Raw genomic sequence first — 25,202 nt, 5'->3', positions numbered from 1 at the left:
TTTTTTTTGCCTTTTTTGCAGGCGGCAATTAGCAATAGGCTAATTGAAGCCGTGCAACCCTGATGAGCGACCACGATGGGAGCGAAAGAGGGTCCCATGCAAACTTGTTAACTCACTTTAAATCCCCCAACTTCGTAAGATGGATTGGTCGTATTACTCTTTTCTACGATCCTAGGTTCCACTCTGCACGAAAACATGCCTTTGGGCATCTTTTCCCGCAGGCGGTGGTAGATCGCTTTCGCGGTCTTTTTTTTTGCCTTTTTTTAACTTTAACTCAAATTTATTTTTATCTTGCTCTCAACTTCGTAAGATGGATTGGTCGTATTACTTGCTTTGATAATCATATTTTTTGCAGGCGGTTGCTTCAAATCAATCATTTGCTATAATTAAATATATTTTGTCGTAGCGATTGGATTAAAGTGAAAATTATTAAAGTCATATTACTAGCATTCTTTTACATCAACTTTGTCAGTGCAGAGCCAATAGATTTTCAAGAAGTACTTAAAAATAAGAAAGTCGATTTTATCAAGTTTCCTTATCGAATAAACTTTAGTGGTGAGAGACTCTCTGAGATTTATAAAAGGTTTATTCTTGATGATGCTGTTGTAAGTGCAAAGCACCCAATGGTTCAGCGCACGATGAAAGCTAATGAAGTGGATTTTTCGAAGCTTAAAAAAGATAGTGTTCTGCAATTATATATTTCAGTTGAGTTATTGGATTATAATAAATTCTCTGTTTATCAACGCCAGTTAAATAAAGCAGGGAGGATTGATCAAAACAGCATGAAAAGGATTAAAGAGCAATTAGGCGAGAGAACGTTTCGCTCTTCTGTGTTCTATATGGCCTCATATGGTAAGTTTGCTCAAGATAATCCTGCTTACGCTGATGTGAGCTTTCTACAGAACTCACCTGTATCTTTAGGGCTTAGTACATCTTATTATCCAAAGGATAGACCTTTTAATATTTCAGGTAGTATTTATTATTCATATCTAACAACGGCCGAAATAGATGATTATACTAATGATAAGATAAATGTAGATCCTGAGATTGGAGGAAATCTTTATTTTTCATATCGTTTAAATTCACCTGCTATTTCATTATATGCTGGTCTTGATTACGAAGAATTTAATACATTCAATCTTGAAAACCTGAAAAAGAATGACCTTGTAAGCTTTGATACTAATCAAGTCCTATATGCTACGTTAGGAGCTTCTCGCTCTGTAAATTTATTTGGTCAAAAGCTCTTTGCAAAATTGAGTTATTCCCAGTCTATAGCATCTGAGAGGAGCTCTAGTTTAGTAAATGCTGAAAATACTCAAAGCTTTACAGGTAGTAAGATTCTTTTTTACCTGTTTAAAAACGTCGGGAATAACTTTTTCGCCCATAGTTTGATTAAGTATCATTGGATGAGTGGGCCCTCTAATATTACAACTTTAAGGGTTGGTCTCGGTTTTGGTTATATTTTATAAAATTTAAACTTTTTTTTACTGATACCGACAATATGTATTGAGGTGTATGTGAAAAAAATCAATCTTATTTCAATTTTATTTATTAATCTTATTTTTCAATCTTGTTCAATTGATGTTTACAAATTTGTTTCTGAAGAGGATTCGTCTATTGAGGATGATACTCTTGTCCTTACTCAGGATGATCTAGTTTTTAATCTAGGTACTGTTAGTGAAAAAACTAAACTTCTTCGCTCTGATACAATCTATGAAGATATTCCTAAAAGTAATCTTATTGAAAAAGAAATTTCAATGAAGGGATCAAGAACTCCTGCTTCGTCTGATCTGAGTTATGACCTATATGAAGTTCAAGAGTTTGATACCGCCATGAAAGTTGCATTTTATCTTTATAAAGATATTCGTAAATGGAAAGAAATTAGGGATTTAAATGGATCAGTAGATATGTATGTTGGGCAAACAATTAAGGTTCCTCGAATTCCTGAAAATTTAAATTATGTAAGACCAGAAGGTGAGCCATACCTTATAAAAAAGGATGATACCCTTGGGAAAATTTCTCAAGGAGTTTACGAAGGTAATAGTCGATTCTGGATTAATATTTGGGATAATAATAAAGAGATCATTGATGATTACGATTTAATTTTTCCAGGCTTCACTTTATATTACAAAGATTATGCAACGGTTAAGAAAGAATATCGTGCAGTAAGAGCGAAGTATGATTTTTCAAATCCAAAAAGAAGAGAGATCAGTTCTGAAAAAATTATTAAGCAATAGAAGTTCTATCATAATGATCGTTGGAGCTTTCATTGCTCTTACGATCTTTATATTTCAAAATAAAGAAATAGAATCAAAACAATCTGTTATCGTTACAACAGTTCAAAGTATATCACCTCCACCCTCTGAGCCAGTTGTAGCAAAGAAAGTAAAAGTTGAAGAAGTTGAGCCAGTAATAATTCCGAAGATATTGGAAGTTCAAAAAATTGAAATTACTACTGGAGAGCGAAAGCAACAAAAAGATTTAATTAGTGAAACTTTCACTTGGAGCACAACGAAGAAAGCAAGTGCCTCCGTGAAATATGTAATCGAAATTCTTAATAGAGAGAACCAAAGGGTGTTAAAAGAAGAGACTGTGAACTCACAATTTGTCTTTAAACAAAACACTGTCGGAATCTATAAAATTAAGGTTTCTCAAATCGAAAATGGGCAATTGATATCATTTGGTGAAAGAAGTTTTTCTCTTACTGCGCCAGAAAATAGTAATCCAAAAAGTATGAGTAGTTATGTGATGAAATTTGTTTCAAAAAGAAATTGTTACAAAGTGGATCTTCCTAGTTACTCAACTGCAAAGAAGTACTTTATAGAAATTTATCGTGATATTGATAAGAAGAAAATGGTACGTGAGATTTGGGCCGATCGATCAGAGTTTTGTTGGCATAGTTCGCGTGATGGCCGTTATTATTTTCGCTACAAATATCTTGATTACTGGGGCGGTAGCTCTAGGTATTCAGAAATGTCTGAAATTATTTTCCCCATTTCACCAATGACAGACTTCTAAGACAGTTAACTGCGGTTAAGTTTTTCTTAATCTTTCTCAATTTGTATGAAGTAGGTTTGTCGAGGCTCCTCGTTATTGATAGGTTTGCCCATATCGAAATATTTGAATTCTATGAGAGGGGGAATTTATGCCTAAAATGTTAAAAGGAAGTCTTTGTCTATTTGCACTTCTAGCGAGTCTTAGTATTTTTGCCAATGATCAAACTGACGCTGATTCATCAACAGAGCCAATGCCAGTTCCGTTAAGTACTGCTTGTATGGTTCAGGGAAATTTTGGTGAAAATCTACCAATTAGAATAAAAATGAGTAGAGTATTTCAAGAGTGGACTGAAAAGCGCATTATTGAGAATACGACAAAAGAAGAGTGTTACGATATAGCAGATGATATTGCACATCTTGCTATTGGGATCGAGGACGTGAAAACTGGTGAGATTATAAAAACAGTCTCAGCTAGGCTTTGGTTTAAGAACTTTGAAACAAATGAATTCATAGAGGACGAAGTCTTTCGCGATCTATAATATAAAATCAATGACTTAGGGCTCCTTCTCTTGGGAATGGGCCTTAAGATCTAAATATTTCATGTGTATATTTCATACACCGCTTGTAATGCTTTCAATCGTAATCAAAAATACAGTTTGTTGATGTTAACTTGAATTAATTCAAAATTAAATTTAAGGAAAATATCATGAAAACACTATTGGTTATTCTATCGGCCCTACTTCTATCTGCTAGTACTTTTGCAGGTAATGTTGATAGTGAGCTAGAGGAAAGGCTAAATACAATTAAAAATGAGATCTATCATCAAGAGCAGGAGAGCTCGGCACTAGATATTGTTATTCTTAAAAAGCAAAAGAGCCTTAATAATCTGCTTTTAAAGAGACAAATTTTAGTAGAAGAGACGGCATTACAGCATGTTATAGGTAAACTTGAAGATCGTCTTGATTACAAAGATAGCTCCTCACAAGAGGAGAAAGAAGTCTTAGAAACATTGAATATTCTTTTGGAACTAAGTACTGATGAGAGGCAAGAGGTAATCGATCGTTTTTATGAAGACCATAAAGATAATAGAGAGTAATTAGAATTTTTGATCTTTTATAGAAAGTCCTCTTAGTCTTTGCCCAAATTTTCAAATGATGGTAAATAAAAGGCATGAAGACTCTTATTCTTATATTTTTTGCGGTTTCAGCATATGCCATCAATATTAAAAAATTTGATATTGATCATCGTGTAAAATCGAAAGAATTCGATGTCGCTATGATTTCGGGAAAGAAAGATGGAATTCGTTTCTATCAAGGAACCATTAGTGATGTTCTAGCTCTACCTGTAAATACTGTCTTAGACACAGTCTTGGCCTTTGATAAACGTTGTAATAATGAACTTAGTGATAAACGCACTCTCTCTAATAAATTTAAAAAATGTCCATTTTCTAGTGACTCATTAATTGAGTCTGTCATTGTAAATGATCTCAAAATAAAAAAACTCGATAAGAATGAAATCAAGCGCTTTGTCGTTAAGCGTAGATCCTATAATCGTGGCCTTTATACATATAATGATTTGATACGTGTTTATCGCTATATGGATGGCTTTAAAATTACGATGGAGATGATGGATGACAAGCTTTCAAAGAGTTATATCTCGTCTCCCCTTAGTAATAACAGTGTGATGCAAACATCTGGTGGGGTTTATTACATAATGCCGGCCGCTGGAGGCAGGACACGTTATACGTACACATTTACGTGTAGCACTGACCATTGGTTACTTAATAAATCCATCACGGTTTCAACATTTTTTAGTAACATGGCCAAAAATTTGAGAGATGAGTTCAATACAATTAAAAATTGAACAATTGTATTATTTCCATGGCCCTTGAAACACAGCGTCTAGCGTGTTAGAGTCCCGGAAATTAAGAAAATACGCCTATTTATAAATGACGGTCACTAGTCATTATTTCAGCTCAAGATCGAGCAAACATCCGTGGCCTGCATTCTAGGCTTGCGTTTAAGGAGTCAAAATTGAATTTTAACGAAATTCCACTTAAGGAATCGCTGCTTCGTGCACTCGAAGATAGAGGGTTCGAATCGGCAACAGATATCCAGTCTCAAGCTATTCCATTATTAATTGAAAAAGACACTGACTTTGTTGGTCAGGCCCAAACTGGGACAGGTAAGACTGCTGCTTTCTCTCTTCCACTTCTTCATCGTATTGATGGAAGTGAAAAGAATATTCAAGCAATTATTCTTTCACCTACAAGAGAGCTTGCTAACCAAATCAACGATGAAATTAAAAAGTTTTCAACATTTGAAACTGTAAAGACGATGTCGGTTTACGGTGGTACTGCAATTGATAACCAAATCAGAAACCTAAAGAAAATTAAGCCGCAAATTGTTGTTGGTACGCCAGGACGTGTTCTTGATCTAATTAATCGTGGTGTTCTAAAGCTTGAAAAAGTTAAGTATGCAGTACTTGATGAAGCTGATGAGATGCTAGACATGGGATTCCTTGATGATGTTAAGGAAATTCTTGCTCAAGCTGAAAATAAGAAAACGTGGATGTTCTCAGCAACAATGCCACCTGCAATTCTTGATTTAATTAAGAATTATCTTGATGAACCAGAAATTGTTAGAGTTCAAAAGAAAACTCTTTCGAATGATAATATTACGCAAAAGTTCTACCTTGTACGTGATCAAAATATGAGAGAAGCAGTTTGTCGTCTTCTTGATGCTGTTGAGGATTACTACGGGATCATCTTTACAAAGACAAAGCTTGAAGCAAGCTCTCTTTGTGATGAACTAAACCTTAGAGGTTACCTTGCGGATTCTCTTCACGGAGATATGGATCAGAAACATCGTGATGTAACGATGAGAAAGTTTAAAGATAAGAAAGTAAAGCTTCTTGTATGTACAGACGTTGCAGCTCGTGGGATTGATGTTGATCACCTAACTCACGTATTCAACTATGGACTTCCGCAAGATCTAGAGTCTTATGTACACCGTATTGGTCGTACAGGACGCGCGGGTCAAAAAGGTCTAGCTCTTTCTGTCGTTTCACCAAGTGAAATTAGAAAGATTTCTGCACTAGAAAGACTAACAAAAGCTAAAATTGAAAGAGAAAGAATTCCTTCAGTTGATACTCTTAAAGGAGCTATGGTTCGCCGTAAGCTAAACCACTTTGAGGAGATTTTTGAAGAACTTGAGGGAGATGATTCTTTAGACGATAGCTTTAGCATCTTTGCTGAGAACTTTGATCATCTTGAAAAAGAGCAAGTTCTTAGAGCAATGTATATGTCACTATTTGCTGACAATCTGAAGCGTTTTGAAATGAATCCAATCATCGATATGGAGCCTAAGCAAAGAGGTGAAAGAGGTGAGCGTGGTGCACGTGGTGAAGTTAGAGCAGATAACCGTGGTAATATTCGTTGTTTCGTAAACTACGGACGTGATGACGGTGCTCAAATTGCTTCTTTCTTAGATGCAATTGCAGGAGAGCTTAAAATTGATCAAAGAAAGATCCGTAACGTTCAGCTTAAAGATAAGTTCTCTTTCATTGATATTCCAATTGAAAGTGGAAAGCTTCTAATCAACGGTGAAGAACAAGTATTCATCGGTAACAAGAAACTAAGATTTGAAGCAACTAAAGAACGTTCTCGTGATGGTGGACGCAGTGGTGATCGCGGTGGTCGTTTTAGCCGTGGCGGTGACCGTGGCGGACGCGGTGGAGATCGTGGTGGACGCTCTGAAAGAGGTGGCCGTGGTGGTTTTGGAAACCGTCGTAGCAGCACTGGGCGCTCAAACGGAAATAGAGGAAACTCTCGTAGCCAAATCTAATTAAATGAAAAAATATGATGTCATAATCATTGGTGCTGGTGCCGCAGGTTTATTCTGCGGCATTCATGCTGCCAAAAGAGGAAGAAGTGTTTTAATTCTTGAAGGTGCAAAAGGCCCTGGAAAGAAGATTCTTGTCTCTGGAGGCGGGCGCTGTAACTTTACGAATCTTGACGTCACTCCAAATTTCTATGTTTCTAATAATCCTCATTTCTGTAAGTCAGCATTAAGCCAATATACAAATTGGGATTTTATCTCTTTTATATCTGAATACAATTTAACTTATACAGAAAAGACGTTAGGTCAGCTATTTTGTGATCAAAAGTCGCGTGGAATTTTAGAAGCACTACTGAAGTCTATACCTAAAAATTGTGAGCTAAGAGTTAATAGTCGTGTTGTTGATGTTGAGCATGAAGAAGAATATAAAGTCACTTTATCTGATGGCACTGATTTTTTAAGTGAAACTCTTGTTCTTGCAACAGGAGGTCTTTCATTTCCTGGGCTTGGAGCAACTGATATCGGCTATCGTGTGGCGAAAAAATTTGGTCATAAATTAATCGAGACGACACCTGCACTAGTGCCTTTTACTTTAGACAAAGTGAATGCAAATTTAGCAGGTATTGCTATTGAATCAGAGGTGAAGGTAGGAAGTAAGAAGTTTCTTGAAAATATCTTATGGACTCATAAGGGCCTAAGTGGTCCATCGATTTTAAAAGCATCACTTTATTGGAATATTAAGGACGAGGTTAAGATTAATTTCTTACCTAAGAGTGATCTTTACGAAATTCTTAAAGAACATAAGAAGAAAAATCTAGTTAATGCTTTAAAGGGACATTTACCAAGTCGTTTTGTTGAGCTTTGGTTGGCCCAGCACGATCTTCCCTTAAATAGAAATTGTGCAGAACTTTCTGGAGCACAAAAAGAAAAGCTAATAGAAGTAATGCATCACTGGACTTTTGTCCCTAATGGAACCGAAGGCTATCGTAAGGCCGAGGTTACAAGAGGTGGTGTGGATACAAATCAGGTAAGCTCCAAAACAATGGAGAGTCGATTGCAAAAGAATCTTTACTTTGTTGGTGAAGTTCTTGATGTTACAGGACTTCTTGGAGGATATAACTTCCAATGGGCCTGGTCCTCTGGCTATGTAGCCGCAAAATATGTATAATTTCTCTATGAGAAATAAGAAGAAAGAAAAAGCTGTTGTATTTACTGGTGGTGGAAGTGGTGGACATGTTGTTCCTGCTCTAACTTTAATTGATAAGTTAAAAGAAGATTCTGTTAGGATTTACTATATTGGTTCATATACTGGAATTGAGTCAAAGTTAACGAAAGGTAAGGTTGATCGCTATATTGGTGTTTCAACAGGGAAGCTTAGAAGATATCTCGATTGGCAAAATATTACAGATATTTTTCGTCTAATGATCGGACTAATTCAATGCTTTTATTATCTTGCTCATATTCGTTTACGTGCAAATACTATTGTATCGATGGGGGGATTTGTGAGTGTTCCAACTGTTGTTGCAGGTAAACTTCTTGGTTATAAAATTATTGTTCATGAACAAACGTCACGAGTAGGGCTTGCTAATAAAATTGCATCATTATTTGCTCATCGTGTGTTCGTTAGTTTCAAAGATTCTTTAAAATATTTTCCTCAAAAGATCGTTCGATATTCTGGATACCCTGTAAGAGATGAGTTTAAAACAACTCAACTAAAGACTCGTACTTTCAAAGGTATTGAGCTTAAGGATTCAGATGCGCCAATATTTTTCATTACTGGTGGTGGAAATGGTTCGAAATTATTGAATGATAAAATTAAAGAAAACTTAGGGCCGTTAACGAAACAATTTGTCGTTATACATCAAGTTGGAAGTCAGTATATTGAGGAGTATAAATCTCTTGAAAGTAGTCGCTATTTTCCAGTCGCTTTCTTAGGTGATGAAATGCCTGATCTAATGAAGGCAGCAAAGTACATTATTTCACGCTCTGGCGCAGGAACAGTTGCTGAGTTGATTGCAATTGGTAAACCTAGTCTTTATATTCCATTAAAAATTGCACAAAAGAACGAGCAATATCACAATGCGATGGAAGCAAACCGCCTCTTAGGTTCTATCGTAATTACTGAAGATGAGTTTGGTCGTTGTGACTTATTAGAAGAAATAAAAAATATCCCATCACATGCTATCCCTCAGGATAGGGAGCATGCGAGTGAGATTATATTAAAAGAAATATTACAGTCTTAGAAGTACACCACGAGACTTAATTGTCTTGATGTAGTTTGAGAAAGGCTTAATCTTTCTTCTTAGGTTTGATAGGTGAGTATCAATATTTTGTGAGTTAACATCACTATCGGCCCAAACAACTTGAGAGATATGATCTCTTGAGAATATTTTGTTAGGGTTTGAAGCTAATAGAGTGATGATTTTATACTCAGTTGTCGTAAGTTTAATTTCTTTCCCTTCTAGAACAACATTTTGCTGATCGAGATTGATTGAGAAATTATGATCTTCAAAGTTGATTTCATTCTTCTTTTTACGACGATGCTTATTCTTCTTTGCTTCTACTTTATTTTTAATACGGGCCACTAGTTCATTAATAGTTACTGGCTTAACAATAAAGTCTTGTGCTCCAATTTCAAGTCCCTTAACACAGGCTTCTTCTGATGGGTCACCAGTTAAGAAAATTACAGGAGTACGCGGAGCAAGTTCTCTGGCCTTACTAAATAGTTCGAAACCATTTACTTCCGGCATGTGAAGATCCAGCACCATAATGTCTGTCTTGTTTGTGTTCAAGAAACTTAGAAGCTCGAGAGGATTTTGAATAAGTTCTAAATCAAACTCATCTTCTAGAAGATCTTGGTAGTTTTCTAAGTTATCGCTGTCATCGTCAACGATTGTTACGTGTGGCTTCTGGGCCTTTAAAATTTTTGACATGATTCAACTTCTCGTTCTTTAGTTTTGAACTATAACGTATTGATTTTAAAGGTTGGTTCATATGCTCGTCAATAAGATAAATATATGCTCGACGCGTCGTTTTGGAATTATTTAGATAATTTCTTTAATTATAGGTACTTAAGAGTTCGTAATTGTGGAAAAAAAAAGCCCCTAGTTCTTGTCTAGGGGCCTATATTGGGTATTTTAAGCTTTTTAATTGGCAATTAGTCCTTGCTCTTCTTTTCTTTTCTAACAACTGAACGTTTATTAGCAGCAAGCTCTTTCTTTCTAATACGGATATTTTGAGGTGTTACTTCTACCCATTCATCGTTATCAATCCAGTCAAGTGCCCACTCTAGAGTTCTTGGTCTTACTGGTGGAAGAATGATGTTTTCATCTTTACCTGCAGTACGAACTGAAGTTAGTTGTTTCCCACGACAAATGTTAACGTTGGCATCGTTTTCTTTTTTACTTTCACCGATAACCATCCCTTCGTAAACCATATCACCTGGCTCAACAAAGAACTCACCGTTGTTAAGTAGGTTGAAGACAGCGTATCCAGTAACTTTACCAGCTCTATCTGAAATGATGGCACCATTTTGACGAGCAAGCATTTCACCTGCAAATGGACGGTAACCTAGGAATTCTGTTGAAAGGATCCCTTCTCCACGAGTATCTGTCATGAAAGCACCACGGTAACCGATTAGACCACGTGATGGAATTTCGAATTCAATTCTTGTACGACCTTCACCGATTGGCATCATTGAAGACATGATTCCTTTTCTGATTGAAAGTTTTTCAGTTACAACACCAGTAAAATCATCTGGTACATCAAGAACTGCTAATTCATATGGCTCGTGCTTTTGCCCATCGATATCTTGGAAAAGTACTTCTGGTCTTGAAACCATTAGCTCAAAACCTTTACGTCTTAGTTCTTCGAAAACGATAGCGATTTGAAGCTCTCCACGACCTTTTAGTTTGTATACTTTTGCATCGTCAGTTCCTTCATATTGAAGAGCAACGTTTAGACGGCAAGCATCTTGTAAGAATTCTTCAAGCTTTCTTGAAGTTAGGTATTCACCTTCTTGACCACTCATTGGAGAAGTTGAAACAGAAACGTTAACCGCAACAGTTGGTGGCTCAACTTCAATTCTTTCTAGTGGGTTTTGAGCAGTAGTTGGAGTGATTGTATCTCCAATATGAACTTCTTCAATACCTGCACAAATAACGATCTCACCAGCGTGAGCTTCGTTAACTTCAACTGTTTGAAGTCCTGAGTAAGTTTGAATATTTGAAACTTTGAAGTTCTTAGATTTTCCATCACCGATACAAGTAAATTGTTGGTTCTTAACAATTGTACCTTGGTGAATACGTCCAACAAATTGTTGTCCTAGAAATTTTGAGTATGTAAGATTTGAAACGAGTAATTGTAGAGGAGAATCGATGTCTTGTTTTGGTTCTGGGAAGTAGTCTGAAACCATGAAATCCAGTACCGGAATCATATCCTCCCTTACTACACCTGGCTCCATTGCTGCCCAACCATTCTTTGCAGAAGCGTAGATAAAAGGGATATCAATATCAAAGTCTTCAACTTCAAGTTCAGTTGCGATTTCTAGAAGTAGGTCTTCACATTCACCTTTTACTTCTTCAATTCTTTGGTCTGGACGGTCAACCTTATTGATAATAACGGCAACTTTTAGTCCTCTTGAAAGAGCTTTTCTAAGTACAAAACGAGTTTGTGGAAGTGGCCCTTCTGAAGCGTCAACTAGAAGTAGTACACCATCTACCATCATTAGTGATCTTTCTACTTCTCCACCAAAGTCCGCGTGGCCTGGAGTATCAAGTAGGTTAATTTTTGTGTCTTTGTAAAAGAAAGAACAGTTTTTAGCTGTAATTGTAATCCCGCGTTCTTTTTCGATTTCGCCAGAGTCCATTACTCTCTCTTCAACTTCAGCGCGTTCGTCAAAAGTGTTTGATTGCTTAAGGATTTCATCAACCATGGTTGTTTTACCGTGGTCAACGTGCGCAACTACTGCGATGTTTTTTAATTTCTCAAATTGACTCATTGTGTGCCCTTTCTTGTCTGTCTAATCTGCTTTCTATTAATGAATTTATTTGCTACACAATATATATGATTCAGCTTGTAAATGTAACTAAATCTTTTGGTGGCCGAACGCTTTTTGAAGAAGTGACGTTCTCACTCAATATGGGTGAAAGAATAGGCCTAGTGGGACGAAACGGTACTGGTAAATCGACTTTATTTAAGGTCATTATGGGGATCGAGTCCTATGATAGTGGCGAAGTAAAGATTCCAAAGTCTTATAAAATCGGTACCTTAGATCAACATATTCACTTCTCGCATGAGACTGTCTTGGCCGAGTGTATGTCAGCACTAGGGCCTGAGTTTGAATATGAAACTTACCGAGCAGAAAAACTCTTAACTGGACTAGGCTTTTCTGATGAAGATTTTGTGAAAAGTCCCCAGAGTTTTTCAGGTGGTTATCAGATACGAATTAATCTCGTCAAAACTCTTCTTACTGAGCCGAACTGCCTCTTATTAGATGAGCCAACAAATTACCTTGATATCGTCTCACTTCAGTGGCTTCGTTCATTTCTAAGAACCTTCCAAGGTGAAGTAATTATCATTACTCACGATCGTTCATTTATGGATTCGGTAACGACTCATACGATGGGTGTTCATCGTGGAAAGCTTAGAAAAATAAAAGGGCCAACAAAGAAGTACTACGAGCAGCTTGAGCAAGATGAGATTATTTATGAACAAACTCGTGTGAATCAAGAGAAGAAAATAAAGCATATGATGGATTACGTGGATAAGTACCGTGTAAGTGCCAGAGGTGCATCTCAAGCTCAGTCGCGTTTAAAGGCAATTGAAAAGATGCAAGATATGAAGCAACTAGAAAAGATAGCTGATCTTGATTTTTCTTTTAATCACGTTTCATGCCCAGGTAAGCAAATCATGAAGGTTAATGATTTGAGCTTTGGTTATGATGAAGAGAATTTATTTTCTGGTGTGAGTTTTGAAGTAGACCGTGAAGATCGAATTGGGATTATTGGAAAAAATGGTAAAGGTAAGTCGACTCTTCTCAATGTTCTCTCTCATGAGCTTAAACAGAGAACAGGAGAGATTTGGGAACACCCAAGTCTTGCCCTAGGACACTTTGGTCAAACAAATGTGAAACGTCTTCATGCAGAGAATACAATTGCTCAAGAAATCCAAGAAGTTAATACGGAACTACCTATTACGAGAGTAAAGGCAATTGCCGGAACTATGCTTTTTACTGGTGAAGATTCAGACAAGAGAATTTCTGTTTTATCTGGTGGAGAAAAAGCTAGGGTTATGCTTGGAAAAATTCTGGCAAAGAAAACGAACTTACTTTTTCTAGATGAACCAACAAACCACTTAGATATGGAGAGTATTGAGTCTCTAGGTGAAGCGATCAATGACTATGAGGGTGCATGCTTGATTGTAACTCACAATGAGGATCTTCTGCGCTCTTGTGTTAACAAACTTGTAATCTTTAGAAAAGATGGTGCCGAGTTCTTTGAGGGTACTTATGACGAATTTCTTGAAAAAATTGGTTGGGAAGAAGATGTAAAGCCAATAAAAGAAAAGCCTGCTCCGATAAAAGTAGAACCAGTAAAAAAAGAAGAGCCTAAGGTATCAGGAAATAAATATAAAGAAGAAGAGATCATGGCCCAGATTGAAACATTAGAAAAGTATCAGTCTGTTTTAGAAGAGAAAATTCAGAATGCTTCAGCGGCGGGTGACACCGATGCAATAACTAGCGCAGGCCATGAGCTTGAACTAGTTAATGCAAAAATCGATGAGTTACTAGAGTTACTATAATTATTGTTCTTGTGCTGATGATGAGTTAGACGAATCAGGAGCACTTGTACGAATGGCCTTGTCGGCTTTCGCATTGGCACATTGAGTGGCATCATTTTCATCACAAGGACAGTATGCAAGAAGTTTAGATTTAATATCGAACTTCTTTTGCTTTTCAGAGTGGGCTTCGCAGATTAACTTCTTAAGACACACTCCCTTATTTGAGCAATTAGCATTCTTTCCTTCAAATAATTTTTCATTCGAATCAAAGTTACAATTGTAATAGATTAAATCATCAGGAAGAAGCTCCTCTTCTTGTTCGACTTCTACCTGTACAGGAACAAATTTTTCTTCATCGCCACCATCTGCTTCTCGAGGAATTGCTTTCTCTCTTCCGTCGTCATCACGTGGAATTACTGGAATAGCTTCTGGTGTAGGCTCTGGTTCTTTTTCCTCTACTTTAGGACTTTCTGGTTGCTCAGGCTTTTCAAAAATTGTTGCAAGCCTCTCTTTTAGAGCATTACAGCTAAATGCCTTTTTAGGTGTACTCTTTGCTTCACAAAAACAATTTACATTATCAATGATTTTTTCAAATGTTTCTTTATTGTTATTATAGCGCTCTTTCAAAGACTCTTTGAAATTAGGAACTTTTGCAGAAGCTTCTAGACATTGAGAAGTCGCATAAGCATATGAAGGTGAGACTTTAATACAAATTCCGGCTTCGCTATTTCTTTTTGAGTTTTTTGTAGCTACAAATGGTAGTGGGTCGAGACTAGAGTCATAGCCACCAAAAATTTTCGGATTACAGCGAAATAGGTTTTTTCCACCACAACTATAACTATTAGTATAAACTTCTGAATCAACACTTTGAACTTTATCTAAACCAGAAACTTTCCAAGGAGCCTGACAATAGCTACCTTTTCTCGTTGATGCCCAACCACCAAAGTAGCACATATTGTTACACTCTTGCCCTTCAGCGCAAGCTGTTGGGATTAGCATATCGATGACAAAGTTAAATGAATATTTTCCACCATTTGTACTTTCAACCTTGTAGAGTCCATTTCGTGAAACTTCAGCAAGTGTCTTCAAATAAGCTTCGATAATATCCGATGTGTATTCACTTTGCGGTAACATTTTTAAAGCTTGTTGATAAATATAGTTATCTGATACAGCAATGTCAGTCGTTGAAATAGGGTAGGTTACCTGGATCCCTACTTTAGGATTGTTTAAAAATGGTTTCACCTTTATATATTTTTTCGACTTAGTTTGGATTAAATAGTGTTCTTTCGTAATATTAATTAACTTACCTGTATTGTATACTGTTGGTACTGTAAAAGCATACGTGTTAAAAAATGAAGTAATAGTGAATAGAACAGAAATTAAATATTTCATCTTATACCTCCGTTCCTAATTCAATAACACTACACTTATTCTCAATTGTAGAATTTGAAATGGATTTCACATGACAAGAGTTATCTCCAATTGATTCTTCATCATTAAATTCACATGTGATCTGATAAGTTTGATTTTTACATTTATAAGTTTGAGCACAAACTCTAGATTTTGAATTGTCATTGATACACTGTTTTGGATCTTCTTGTGAGAATGATATAAGTTCGAATTTTGCAAAGTCAATTTGCTCGTCTTCATTTGTACATATCTCATCTCGACATTTACCATAAAGCTTGGCCGTTGGAGTAAATCCGTCTTCTGGTTTATACCTATAACTTTGATCGATAGGATAACAGTTGCTACGTCCAACTTTTTCAAGCTCATCTTCGGAAAGCTTTAGCCTTTTGGGACGGCAGTTACTTTCTTTTGCTAAAATGTTTTTTGTTCTTTCGTAACAAAAATAAAATTTTCTTTCGATCTCAGGTGTTTGAGTATCAATCTCAACAGGCTCTGGTTTTGTCGCAGATGACGTCTTAACTTCAATAGCTCCGCGATCTTTTGGATTTAAAAGGGCAACTTTTACAATATTGCGAGCACTTTCATTCGTAATACAACGAATCGTCATCTCTCCACCTGAAACAATTCTAAGTGTAGCTTGAGAGCTATCGTAGCAATAATTACTTTCTTTATTTACTTCGATCTCTTTGACTTCTCGATAGATTTTTCTAACTTCTTCGCGATCACGATAGATATCTATTCTTGCACGTACATTACTTAAGCTATCTCTAGTGCTTACAGAACTATCACCTTTAGCTATTTTATCCATTAAAGCTTTTTCCTCTTGTAAGAGAGGATCGGCCTTTTCCATAATTACTTCAGTTAAGCGAGCTTTTAAATGATCAGTAAAAGCCTTCTTATATGCATCAGACTCAAGAATATTGATCTTAGAGCCATGAACACTTGCTTCGTAGAATTCATGACCTTCAATAATTTGATCTACAATTTTGTCATCATTTGCAAACAAAGGATTTGAAAAGAGTAGCGGTGCTATGAGACTACATAGTTTTAAAATTTTTTTCTTTGAATAAATCATTACGATAATTCCCTTTCTCTCATTACTCAATTCTTATCGGTAATGAGGGGCAATTACTTGAGCAAAAGCGTTCTAATCTAAGTATTTAAAATTCTTATTGATTATGTGATTTCACATTGTTGTTTTTACGATTAGACTGGTTGTTTTCAACTTCACCTTTTTGATTACTTTGAGATTGGTTGATAACACGATCACGTGATTTTAAAGTAACTTTCGTCGCACTAAACCAAGGATCTTCAATCTTAATTTGGTCTTCATTACCATCTAGAATAGTGATAACGGGTACAATATCATATGAGTCTTTTTCTTCTTGTTTTACTGAAAGTCTAATAGTTTGTGGCCCTTTACCTTTTCTTGCACTTGAATCCTCTAGCTCGATTATGTATTTACTTTCTTTTCTAAGTGTTTTGTATTTCTTACGTGGACAACCTCCTAACTTATATGAAGTAATGACATCTGCGGCACAGCCGTCACTAATATAGTAAAGTAGGTCATATTCAACAATAATTCGATCAGGAGAATCTGCATCTATTGTAATTTCTTTCTTAGGAAAAAAGCTTTTGTTAAGCTTTATCTTCATTTCAGAAGCGTGAATTGCAAATGCAAATAAAATGACTAATGAAGATTTTAAGACAATTTTAAGTCTCATATTACCACCTAAGAAAAGTTTCCTAAGTAGCTCATCGGAATTTATTCTAAATTATTAAATTTAAGTGGAACTGAGTTTGCCATATCTCTTACAAATACTTCGTCCAAAGCATTATTTAAGTCTTTATCTAAGCAAAGCAGAGTATTTTCATAAGAGTGATCTGTAGCGTTGTGTTGGAAGTTATAGCTTCCAATACTTGATAATATTCTATCAAAATAAAATACTTTAGAATGCAGAAAACTCAGATGTAACCAGACTCGAGTTGAGTCAAACCTAGCATAATCTTCTAAAAGATTAGAGAAATGGGCCTCTCCAAAATAGTCATTCCACTTTTTTATACTTTTGAGTTTTTTTCTGATTTTTTTCTGTAGTGATTTATCACTAAGTGTTTCATTAAGTAGTAATTCTTTTATTTCTTCATTCTTTATGTCAATAATCTCATTACCAGTCATATCAGTACCTGTCGTAATGAAGTCTAGAGATATGCCGCTCTTTTGAAGCTCTTCTACTTTTTGATGTAATTTTTTAAACATCTTAAATGTATCAAACTTCTCTATTAAAGGAGCATCTTTAAATACTGAGTTATAGTATGTATCTGAACGAATCGGATCCATAACTCCTAGGTATGTATTTGTATAATTAAGTGCAAGGAGGTAGGCATCTCCAATATTTGTTCGATATTCATAAGGTGACTGTTGTATAAAACGACAGACTCCCTTCATTCTTGTGTCTTTATTATTTAATATTTTGTCATATTGTCCTTGCCCTCTCTGCTCATTCTTCTCTTCCCATTTTAGTCTTGTGAGGTAAAAGTTGAGTTCCTTTTCTAGGTTTGCGATATTCTTACCAGTGTGTCTGATGATAGCGCCGTTTCTTCCTCTAATATTTCGAGTATTTTTTTTCTTAAAATATTGCCAGTCTTTTAGAAAGCCAATTGCAATATCGGTGACAAGGGGACCTTGAACCATGATATCAATATCTTTGTTTTTGAAGTCAGTATCTTGGGAAAGATTGTCAGCATTCAGTTGATTTTGACCGCCAACGATAGCAATTTTTCCATCCACGACTAATTTCTTGTGATGATAGACTGTACGTCCTTCATGTTTCCAAAAATCATTTGCTCGTATAAATTGAATACCTTTATCTTTAAGCTTATTTGGACATTCATTATGTCCTAGTGCTTTAGACATCATTTTATCGTCCATAATATAGACCTTGACGCCTCTTTGGTGAGCTTTAATTAACTCATTAACTAGTATCTTTACAGAAGAGTCGCAAACAAAACTCAAAGACGACATTAAGATCTCAGACTTTGCGCTCTTAATAAGCTCTAGTTTCTTTTTATATGAATAATGATTTTCAAGAAGTTCTACATTATTGCCAAAGCTAAGTTGAGATTTTGATACCTTATCCATTTCTATTTGAAATGCTGATGTAAAAAAGGAATGTTCAATCGTATTAAAATTAATCCTTTTAAAATCTTCTGAGAATAAAGATAGGTTAGCTATTTTCTTTCTAATTGGTGGATGATTTAAAAAACCCCATTCTTTTAATGGGTATACATCTACGAGATGATGTCTATTCTCATTTGAAAAATTAAATTGTGAGTAGTAATTGATCTTTGCTTCATTAAAAGTTGTGCCCCCATACTTTTCTATATAGGCATCATAATCAGTTTGGTAATCTTCTTGTAAGAGATGCCAAGTCAGCTCATACCACTTTGTATTCTCAAGCCTTCCATACTCATCTGTCTTATAGCTGTATGTTGCTCTGTCAGCACTTGCCTGATTGATAACATAGTCTTGATCTACAAAAGGAATTTGCAGCGCTAGGACATTAGTGGCCAAAGTTAATATGAGTGCAGATCTTATGGATCTTACTAATATATGAGACATGCTCATATTTTATGTTGGATTAATGAAAAAATATTGATTTTTGAAATAACTACCGTTCTGTTTAAAAAAAAAACAGACGTAATTTAGAGTAGTTGCGGGTGCTCAACGTATTTCTTTATTCCGGCAATGATCTTGCTCGCATAGACTCCATCAATGATTCTGTGATCGAGTGTAGCTCCAACAGTTAATGTTTCTCTGGCAATAATCTCACCTTTTTCTACGATGGCCTCTTCTTTGACTTTAAATAAGCTCAAAACAATTGGCACGTGAGAGATTGTGGGAATTGGAGCAAATGCAAATTCAGCACCAAAGTTACCAACACTTGTAATCATACAAGATCCAAATGGATCACGTTTTACACTGAAGAGTTTCGTGTAAAGATTGAGTCGATACATAGCAAAGTCTAGTAGTGTAAGGGCAGGTCTCGCAAGAAAGTTAGGAATAAGCTCCACAACCTTTTTAACTTTTTTAAAAGATTTATCTTTGTCGTTTCGAATATTATTCGCACTTTTCATCAGTTCTTTCTTGATATCAAAAACACTTTTCTTGTCAGCATTCCTAATGACTGTTCCTGAAAGGTCCTTTCCACTATGATCTACTGAGACTTGTAAAAAGATATCGACACTCTCTCTTTGATAAAGATGAGGGCCACGAATCATTCGATTAATTTGCGGATTTTCGTGGAATACTTGTGCAATTATTTTTGTGAAAAGATGGGTAGGAGTTACTCCTTTATCTTTTGTGTATTTTTTGAAATTAGTCGCATCAAATTTTAAAAGGCCAAATGTCGAAGGATCAACAGGCTTTTTCCATGTATTCATAGAAACTTTGCGCCAAGAAGAAAGGCGTTTGACCTTAGTGAGTTTAATATGTCTCATAAGCGAGAATTTGCCTTCTGATCACCAATGTATTTGAAACGAGGAGTTTCAACTCCATCAATAACAATAGATTCAATAAACATCTCTAGAGGACGAACCCAGAGTTTTCCAAGATCATTCTCATATAGACATTCGTAGTAGACTAACTCTTCTAATGTTTCCGAATGGCGAACAATATCATGAACGATATAATTCATACCTTTGTAGTGTTGGTATAACCCACCTTTGACGATCTTACTCATTAGTCCTTCCTTACTTTTCTATAAAATTTTATTGCCGCCATAAGAACAACTCCTAAAGCAATAATTCCGCCAACTCCGTAGAGAATTCCTTCTAAACTTTTTATTACAGCAAGAAAGACAATCGCAAAAAGGAAGAGTGTCGCAACTTCATTCCATATACGTAAGAATTTTGCGGTATGAGGAAAATTGTCATTTTGAAGTGCTTTAAAAATCTTATGACATTTAAATTGATACATTAGCAGTAAAACGACTAGTGTTAATTTTAAATGTAGCCAGTAGTGTCCTTTCATTGGCCAGTAAGTTGTATAAACCAATGAAGCGCCAAAGATCACCGTAGCAATACAAGCAGGCCAGGTAATTCCATACCATAGCCTGCGAGACATAATTTTAAACTGAGCACTTAAAATATCTCGTTCACTGTCGCTCTTATCTTGGGCCTCAGTATGATAGATAAAGAGGCGGACAATATAAAAAAGTCCTGCGAACCAACAAACGATACTAATTAAATGTAGTGCTTTTAAATACTCGTAACTCATTATTTTCCAAATGTTGGAGCACCAGCGATATTTTCTTCATAGAAATTACCGAATGTACTCATTTGCTTATGGAAGCTAACGGCAAGCTCTTGCGCCTTAGTTGTATAAGCATCATGATCTTCCCACGATTTTTGAGGATTTAAAATTGTACTTGGAATTTCTCCCACAACTTTTGGAATATTTAGACCAAAGATAGGGTCTTGTTCAGTTTCAACGTTATGTAGATTATTAGCTTGGATGTTACGAATAATCTGTCTTGTAATATTTAGAGGGAAACGTTGTCCAGTACCATATGCACCACCAGTCCAACCAGTGTTCACCATCCAAACATTAAAGCCTAGCTTGTCAATATACTCACCAAGAAGTTTTGCGTATTCACTTGGATGACGAAGCATGAAAGGAGCACCAAAACAAGATGAGAAAGTGGCCGTTGGCTCTTTTACTCCAATTTCTGTTCCAGCAAGCTTCGCTGTGTAACCTAGAACAAAGTAGAACATCGCTTGTTCTTTTGTCAGTTTTGCAACTGGAGGTAAAACACCAAAGGCGTCAGCAGATAAGAAGAATACGTGTTTAGGAATATCACCACGTGAAGTCTTTTCAAGTTCATCGATGAACTCTAAAGGATATGAAGCACGTCCATTCTCAGAAAGTGACTTATCATAGAAATCAACAAGTCCAGTATTCTCGTCTAGAACAACGTTTTCAAGAAGTGATCCGAAGCGATTTGAAGCCGCGTAAATTTCTGGTTCACCTTCTTGAGAAAGCTTATAAGTTTTAGCATAGCATCCACCCTCAAAATTGAAAGTACCCGCTTCACTTATTCCGTGCTCATCATCACCAATTAGATAAGTACCAACATCTGTTGAAAGAGTTGTTTTTCCTGTTCCCGAAAGACCAAAGAAGATTGAAACTTCACCGTTATCAAGGCGAGATGCCCCTGAGTGAGTTGGCATAATATTCGACTCAGGTAGAAGATAGTTCATCGCTGCAAACATACTCTTCTTAATTTCACCCGCATAAAGTGTTCCTGCAATAATTGTAATTTTAGATTTGATACAAGTTACAATTGCAGTCTCTGATCTTAAATCAAATTCAGCTGGATCCAGTTGAAGTTCTGGAGCGTGAAGAATCGTAAAATCATTTTCATTAAAGTCTCTCATCTTTTCACGAAATAGGTGAGTTGAGAAAAGTGCATGATTAGGATTAGTTGTTACAAGTCTTGCACCAAGGTTGTGAACTTCGTCAGCACCAACGCTTCTTTCAGTAATGAAAAGATCACGATCTTCATTTAGGTAATTAGTTATATGTGACTTTAACTTTGCAAAAGTCTCCGGTGTCATGGCCTTAAAATTATTGTCCCACCAGATTGTATTTTCTGTTGTTTCATCGCGCACGATATAACGGTCATTGGCGCTGCGCCCCGTATGCTTTCCTGTCTCAACTACTAGAGCACCGTCTTTAGTTAGCTTTCCAATGCCACGAGCTACTGTTTCTTGAATTAAAAAGCTTCTTGCAGAGTTTACAAATATCTTATTATTTGGTCGCTCCATGTTAATTCCCATGTCTGTATAAAATTGCGTCATACATCATCTCCGGTTCGTTTTTTACAGTCCATAATAGTTCTTGTTATTAGTTCTTTTATGCCACTAAATATATGCTTTTTAACCTGTATTGATAACCATTTTTATCCTAATTCAGCTCATATTTTTTAACGCTAAGAAGTAGTCGGAATAACGATTTTATAGTATATTTTGGGGACTTATACACAATAGATATGATGCACTTAGTTGTGCTTTGAATTATAAGGAAGAAAATATGCAGCCATTATCATCTCGCGAGATTAGAGAGAGATTCCTAGATTACTTTGAAAAGATGGATCACTTAAAAATTAGTGCATCTTCAATCGTTCCTCAAAACGACCCGACACTACTTTTTATCAACTCTGGGATGGCCCCGTTAAAGAATTATTTTCTTGGAAAAGAGACTCCTCCATCTCCAAGGCTAGCAAATTATCAACCATGTATTCGTACAAAAGATATTGATGATGTTGGTGACCGTCACCACTTAACAATTTTTGAAATGCTCGGTTCTTGGTCAATAGGTGACTATTACAAAGAAAAAGCATGTAAGCTTGCTTACGACTTACTAGTTCATGAACTAGACTTCGATCCAAAGAGACTTTACTTCACTGTTTATGGTGGAAATGATGATCTAGGGATTAAACCAGATACTGAGTCTATTGAGGCTTGGAAGAAGTGTGGTGTTCCTGAGGATCATATTGTCGTTCTTGGTGAAGATAACTTCTGGGGACCGGCAGGGGACCATGGGCCATGTGGACCATGTACTGAAGTATTCTATGACACAGGTGCAGAGTATGGGCCTGAGTATAAGCCGGGTGGACATTTTGATGATGTAAGTCGTTACATTGAAATTTGGAATGCCGGTGTTTTCATGGAGCTTAACAAGCAAAAAGACGGGACATTTGAGCCTCTACCACTTAAGTCCGTTGATACAGGTTCTGGACTTGAGAGACTTGCAATGGTTATGAATGGTTGCGATTCTGTTTATGAAACTGATTTACTCGCACCGCTTATGGCATTTTCAAAAGAGCTTTTAGGTAAGAATACAGATATTCAAACTGAACGTATGATTTCAGATCACATGCGTGCAAGTATTATGATTCTTGCTGAAGGTGTTATGCCTGGAAACGAAGGACAAGGATATATTCCACGTCGTCTTATTCGTAAGTGTGTCGCCGCTTGTATTTCAAGAGGTGTGAAACCTAACTTTAATAAGCACATTCAAAAAACAATTGAGATGCTTGGTGATTACTACCCACAGCTTAAGTCAGCTCGTGAAGCAATCATCTATAATATGGAACAAGAAATTAATGAGTTCGTTCCAATCGTTGAAAATGGTCTAAAGAAAATTGAAGAAGAGCTATCAACAAACTCTAAATCAAAAGAACTATTTCCAGGGCATGTTGCATTTGAACTTGTAACAACTCATGGACTTCCTTTAGAAGTAATTAAAGCTGAGCTTGCTTCAAAGAAAATTGAATTTGCTGAAATTGAATATAACGAGTGTTACGAAGCTCACAGAAAAGCTTCTCGTGTAATTTCTCGCAAGAGCTCTGTTGGTGCAGACCAGGAGAGAATTGAACTTGAGTTTATCGAAGTAGCTGATACTGAGTTTACTGGATATGACTCTCTTGAGACAGATAGTGAAATTTTAAAAATTTACCGTACTGAAGATGAAATCTACTTTGCGACAAAAGAAACACCATTCTATGGTGAGTCTGGTGGACAAGCCGGTGATATCGGAACTGCTAGAACATCTACTGGTGAGCTTCAGATTATCGATACAATGAAAGTAAAAAATACTCATGTTCATATCGCTAAGATTATTTCTGGTGAAATTGAAACAGGTGAAAAGATTGAGTTGGTAGTTGATGGTGAAAATAGAAAAGCTTCAATGAGAAACCACTCTGCGACTCACTTACTACATGCTGCTCTTCACGAAGTGATTGGAAAGCATGCGATTCAAAAGGGTTCAATGGTAACTTCAGAGCGTCTACGCTTTGACTTTCAAAACCCTCAAGCAGTATCTAACGAAGAACTGATTAAAGTAGAGGCTTTAGTAAATAAGTGGATTATGCAAAATGATTCACGTACAACAAAGCTTTGTTCATACGAAGAAGCAATTGATAATGGTGCGATGGCATTATTTGGTGAAAAATACGATAGCGATGTTCGCGTAATTGCATTCGGAAAGGAAAGTGTTGAACTTTGTGGTGGGACTCACGTAGGACGCACAGGTGATATTGGTCTTTTCGTAATTACTCAGGAAACTTCTGTTGCAAAAGGTATTCGTCGTATTGAGGCCGTAACAGGAACTGAAGCAGTTCGTGTGATGCAGGAAAGAACGGCACTACTTAATGCTGCGGCAAAAGAACTTAGTACGAAACCCCAAGAGGTTCCAGCTCGTATTAAGGATCTTCGTGCAGAGATGAAAAAGAAGATCAAGGAAGCGAGTGCTAAAGCAGCTCAAAATGGATCAACTGACTTTATCAAAGAAGTTAAGCGTGACTATGAAGGGTTTAAGCTATTTGCTGCTACTTTGGATGCTGATGCTAAAGCGGTTAAGGAAATTGGTGATAATATGATCAACAAGGGTGAAGTACAGCTTATCTGCCTCATTTCGAAGGATGATAAGGGGATGAAATCATTTGTATGGTCTAACTCTGATGTTAAGGCAGGGGACTTCTTAAAGAAGATCCTAGAGCCTGTCGCTGGACGTGGTGGCGGACGCCCTAACTTTGCTCAAGGTGGTGCACCAGATGTAAACGCTGGGGCTCAAGTGCTTGAATTTATTGAAAGTTTATAAAGATTTCTATAATAGACACAGGTTCGACAAACCTGTGTCTAATTTCCTAACATCCCTATACTTAATTTCACTCCATAGTCGTTAGAAACAAATTCTGATGTATAAAGAATTTGTCTTAAATTTATGGAGTGTAGACGTGATTAAAACCAATTTACCTACAGATGCTCTTTCTCGTGAGCTTCGTCGTTTAACAATGCAACTTGAAATCATTGAGAATCATCTTGATGCTGCCGAAATCGAAGAAAAGAGAGAGATTGTTGAAAAGTCTATTATTCTAAAAATGAGTGATATGACTTCTTCAAATATCAATTACCTTGGGAAATTGAAAGGAATTAGAAAAACTAACTTAAAGAAGCGCTTTGTCCAAGCCGAAATCAATCTACTTAGTAAGGGAATTGGCCGTTTTCCTCAAAAGAATGAACTACGTCTAAAAGTGATCAAAGATCGTTTTGACGGAATTGTTCATCGATTCAATAAAATCTCTGCATAACCTGTTCATAATTAACTATTTGTTAA

General features: G+C 36.3%; 22 protein-coding genes. 12 read left to right on the top strand and 10 right to left on the bottom strand.

Annotated features, from left to right (window positions below):
* Positions 1 to 419 precede the first annotated feature (419 nt).
* The 9 genes from ACMAYL_RS07340 (at position 420) to ACMAYL_RS07300 (ending at position 9,078) form a co-directional block, all read left to right on the top strand.
* Entirely contained in the window at positions 420 to 1,469 is a 1,050-nt protein-coding gene (locus tag ACMAYL_RS07340) for a hypothetical protein (protein WP_412463015.1), read from the top strand.
* Between the two features lie 48 nt (positions 1,470 to 1,517).
* Entirely contained in the window at positions 1,518 to 2,237 is a 720-nt protein-coding gene (locus ACMAYL_RS07335; protein WP_103218875.1) for a LysM peptidoglycan-binding domain-containing protein, read from the top strand.
* On the top strand, positions 2,179 to 3,018 hold the full coding sequence (locus ACMAYL_RS07330; RefSeq protein ID WP_412470932.1) for a hypothetical protein: 840 nt from the start codon (positions 2,179 to 2,181) through the stop codon (positions 3,016 to 3,018). Before ACMAYL_RS07335 ends, ACMAYL_RS07330 begins: the two co-directional genes overlap by 59 nt.
* A 127-nt stretch (positions 3,019 to 3,145) precedes the next feature.
* Positions 3,146 to 3,535, top strand: a complete 390-nt coding sequence (locus ACMAYL_RS07325; protein ID WP_103218877.1) for a hypothetical protein — start codon at positions 3,146 to 3,148, stop codon at positions 3,533 to 3,535.
* A 167-nt stretch (positions 3,536 to 3,702) separates the two neighbouring features.
* Positions 3,703 to 4,092, top strand: coding sequence for a hypothetical protein (locus tag ACMAYL_RS07320; protein ID WP_412470931.1), 390 nt, complete (start codon positions 3,703 to 3,705; stop codon positions 4,090 to 4,092).
* 74 nt (positions 4,093 to 4,166) lie between these two features.
* On the top strand, positions 4,167 to 4,859 hold the full coding sequence (locus ACMAYL_RS07315) for a hypothetical protein (RefSeq protein ID WP_103218879.1): 693 nt from the start codon (positions 4,167 to 4,169) through the stop codon (positions 4,857 to 4,859).
* Positions 4,860 to 5,029: 170 nt separating this feature from the next.
* Positions 5,030 to 6,841, top strand: coding sequence for a DEAD/DEAH box helicase (locus ACMAYL_RS07310; RefSeq protein WP_392990730.1), 1,812 nt, complete (start codon positions 5,030 to 5,032; stop codon positions 6,839 to 6,841).
* A 4-nt stretch (positions 6,842 to 6,845) separates the two neighbouring features.
* Positions 6,846 to 8,003: an NAD(P)/FAD-dependent oxidoreductase gene (locus ACMAYL_RS07305; protein ID WP_103218881.1), complete on the top strand. Its 1,158-nt coding sequence runs from the start codon at positions 6,846 to 6,848 to the stop codon at positions 8,001 to 8,003.
* Positions 8,004 to 8,010: 7 nt separating this feature from the next.
* A complete protein-coding gene (locus tag ACMAYL_RS07300) occupies positions 8,011 to 9,078 on the top strand; it encodes a UDP-N-acetylglucosamine--N-acetylmuramyl-(pentapeptide) pyrophosphoryl-undecaprenol N-acetylglucosamine transferase (RefSeq protein WP_158246928.1) in 1,068 nt (355 codons plus the stop codon).
* On the opposite strand, the gene ACMAYL_RS07295 is transcribed toward ACMAYL_RS07300, so the two are convergent.
* Positions 9,067 to 9,768, bottom strand: coding sequence for a response regulator transcription factor (locus ACMAYL_RS07295; protein WP_103218883.1), 702 nt, complete (start codon positions 9,766 to 9,768; stop codon positions 9,067 to 9,069). The two genes, ACMAYL_RS07300 and ACMAYL_RS07295, sit on opposite strands and share 12 nt — an antisense overlap.
* 224 nt (positions 9,769 to 9,992) lie before the next feature.
* A complete protein-coding gene (gene typA, locus ACMAYL_RS07290) occupies positions 9,993 to 11,834 on the bottom strand; it encodes a translational GTPase TypA (RefSeq protein ID WP_103218884.1) in 1,842 nt (613 codons plus the stop codon).
* A gap of 65 nt (positions 11,835 to 11,899) precedes the next feature.
* On the opposite strand from typA, the gene ACMAYL_RS07285 reads away from it, so the two are divergent.
* Entirely contained in the window at positions 11,900 to 13,636 is a 1,737-nt protein-coding gene (locus ACMAYL_RS07285; RefSeq protein WP_103218885.1) for an ABC-F family ATP-binding cassette domain-containing protein, read from the top strand.
* On the opposite strand, the gene ACMAYL_RS07280 is transcribed toward ACMAYL_RS07285, so the two are convergent.
* The 8 genes from ACMAYL_RS07280 to ACMAYL_RS07245 all read right to left on the bottom strand — a co-directional run bounded on the left by ACMAYL_RS07280 (position 13,637) and on the right by ACMAYL_RS07245 (position 21,883).
* Positions 13,637 to 15,007 (bottom strand): hypothetical protein, encoded by a 1,371-nt coding sequence (locus ACMAYL_RS07280; protein ID WP_103218886.1) that lies wholly within the window; start codon positions 15,005 to 15,007, stop codon positions 13,637 to 13,639.
* Position 15,008: 1 nt separating this feature from the next.
* Complete coding sequence (locus ACMAYL_RS07275; protein ID WP_412470930.1) at positions 15,009 to 16,100, bottom strand: hypothetical protein; 1,092 nt, start codon at positions 16,098 to 16,100, stop codon at positions 15,009 to 15,011.
* Positions 16,101 to 16,194: 94 nt separating this feature from the next.
* Entirely contained in the window at positions 16,195 to 16,749 is a 555-nt protein-coding gene (locus ACMAYL_RS07270) for a hypothetical protein (protein ID WP_103218888.1), read from the bottom strand.
* Positions 16,750 to 16,790: 41 nt separating this feature from the next.
* Positions 16,791 to 18,644, bottom strand: coding sequence for a phospholipase D-like domain-containing protein (locus ACMAYL_RS07265; RefSeq protein WP_412470929.1), 1,854 nt, complete (start codon positions 18,642 to 18,644; stop codon positions 16,791 to 16,793).
* Between the two features lie 83 nt (positions 18,645 to 18,727).
* Positions 18,728 to 19,522, bottom strand: coding sequence for a 2-oxo acid dehydrogenase subunit E2 (locus ACMAYL_RS07260; protein ID WP_412470928.1), 795 nt, complete (start codon positions 19,520 to 19,522; stop codon positions 18,728 to 18,730).
* Positions 19,519 to 19,764, bottom strand: a complete 246-nt coding sequence (locus ACMAYL_RS07255) for a DUF1653 domain-containing protein (RefSeq protein ID WP_103218891.1) — start codon at positions 19,762 to 19,764, stop codon at positions 19,519 to 19,521. Before ACMAYL_RS07255 ends, ACMAYL_RS07260 begins: the two co-directional genes overlap by 4 nt.
* Positions 19,764 to 20,300, bottom strand: coding sequence for a CopD family protein (locus ACMAYL_RS07250; protein ID WP_103218892.1), 537 nt, complete (start codon positions 20,298 to 20,300; stop codon positions 19,764 to 19,766). The genes ACMAYL_RS07255 and ACMAYL_RS07250 overlap by 1 nt, the downstream gene beginning before the upstream one ends.
* Positions 20,300 to 21,883, bottom strand: a complete 1,584-nt coding sequence (locus ACMAYL_RS07245) for a phosphoenolpyruvate carboxykinase (ATP) (protein ID WP_392990744.1) — start codon at positions 21,881 to 21,883, stop codon at positions 20,300 to 20,302. Before ACMAYL_RS07245 ends, ACMAYL_RS07250 begins: the two co-directional genes overlap by 1 nt.
* A gap of 232 nt (positions 21,884 to 22,115) precedes the next feature.
* Between ACMAYL_RS07245 and alaS the strand changes: the two genes are divergently transcribed.
* Complete coding sequence (gene alaS, locus ACMAYL_RS07240) at positions 22,116 to 24,686, top strand: alanine--tRNA ligase (protein WP_412470927.1); 2,571 nt, start codon at positions 22,116 to 22,118, stop codon at positions 24,684 to 24,686.
* Positions 24,687 to 24,822: 136 nt separating this feature from the next.
* Positions 24,823 to 25,176 (top strand): hypothetical protein, encoded by a 354-nt coding sequence (locus ACMAYL_RS07235; protein WP_103218895.1) that lies wholly within the window; start codon positions 24,823 to 24,825, stop codon positions 25,174 to 25,176.
* Positions 25,177 to 25,202: the final 26 nt, after the last annotated feature.

The organism is Halobacteriovorax sp. RT-2-4, from assembly GCF_047085445.1.
Classification (GTDB): domain Bacteria; phylum Bdellovibrionota; class Bacteriovoracia; order Bacteriovoracales; family Bacteriovoracaceae; genus Halobacteriovorax_A.
This window is presented reverse-complemented; position numbering and strand designations above follow the sequence as displayed.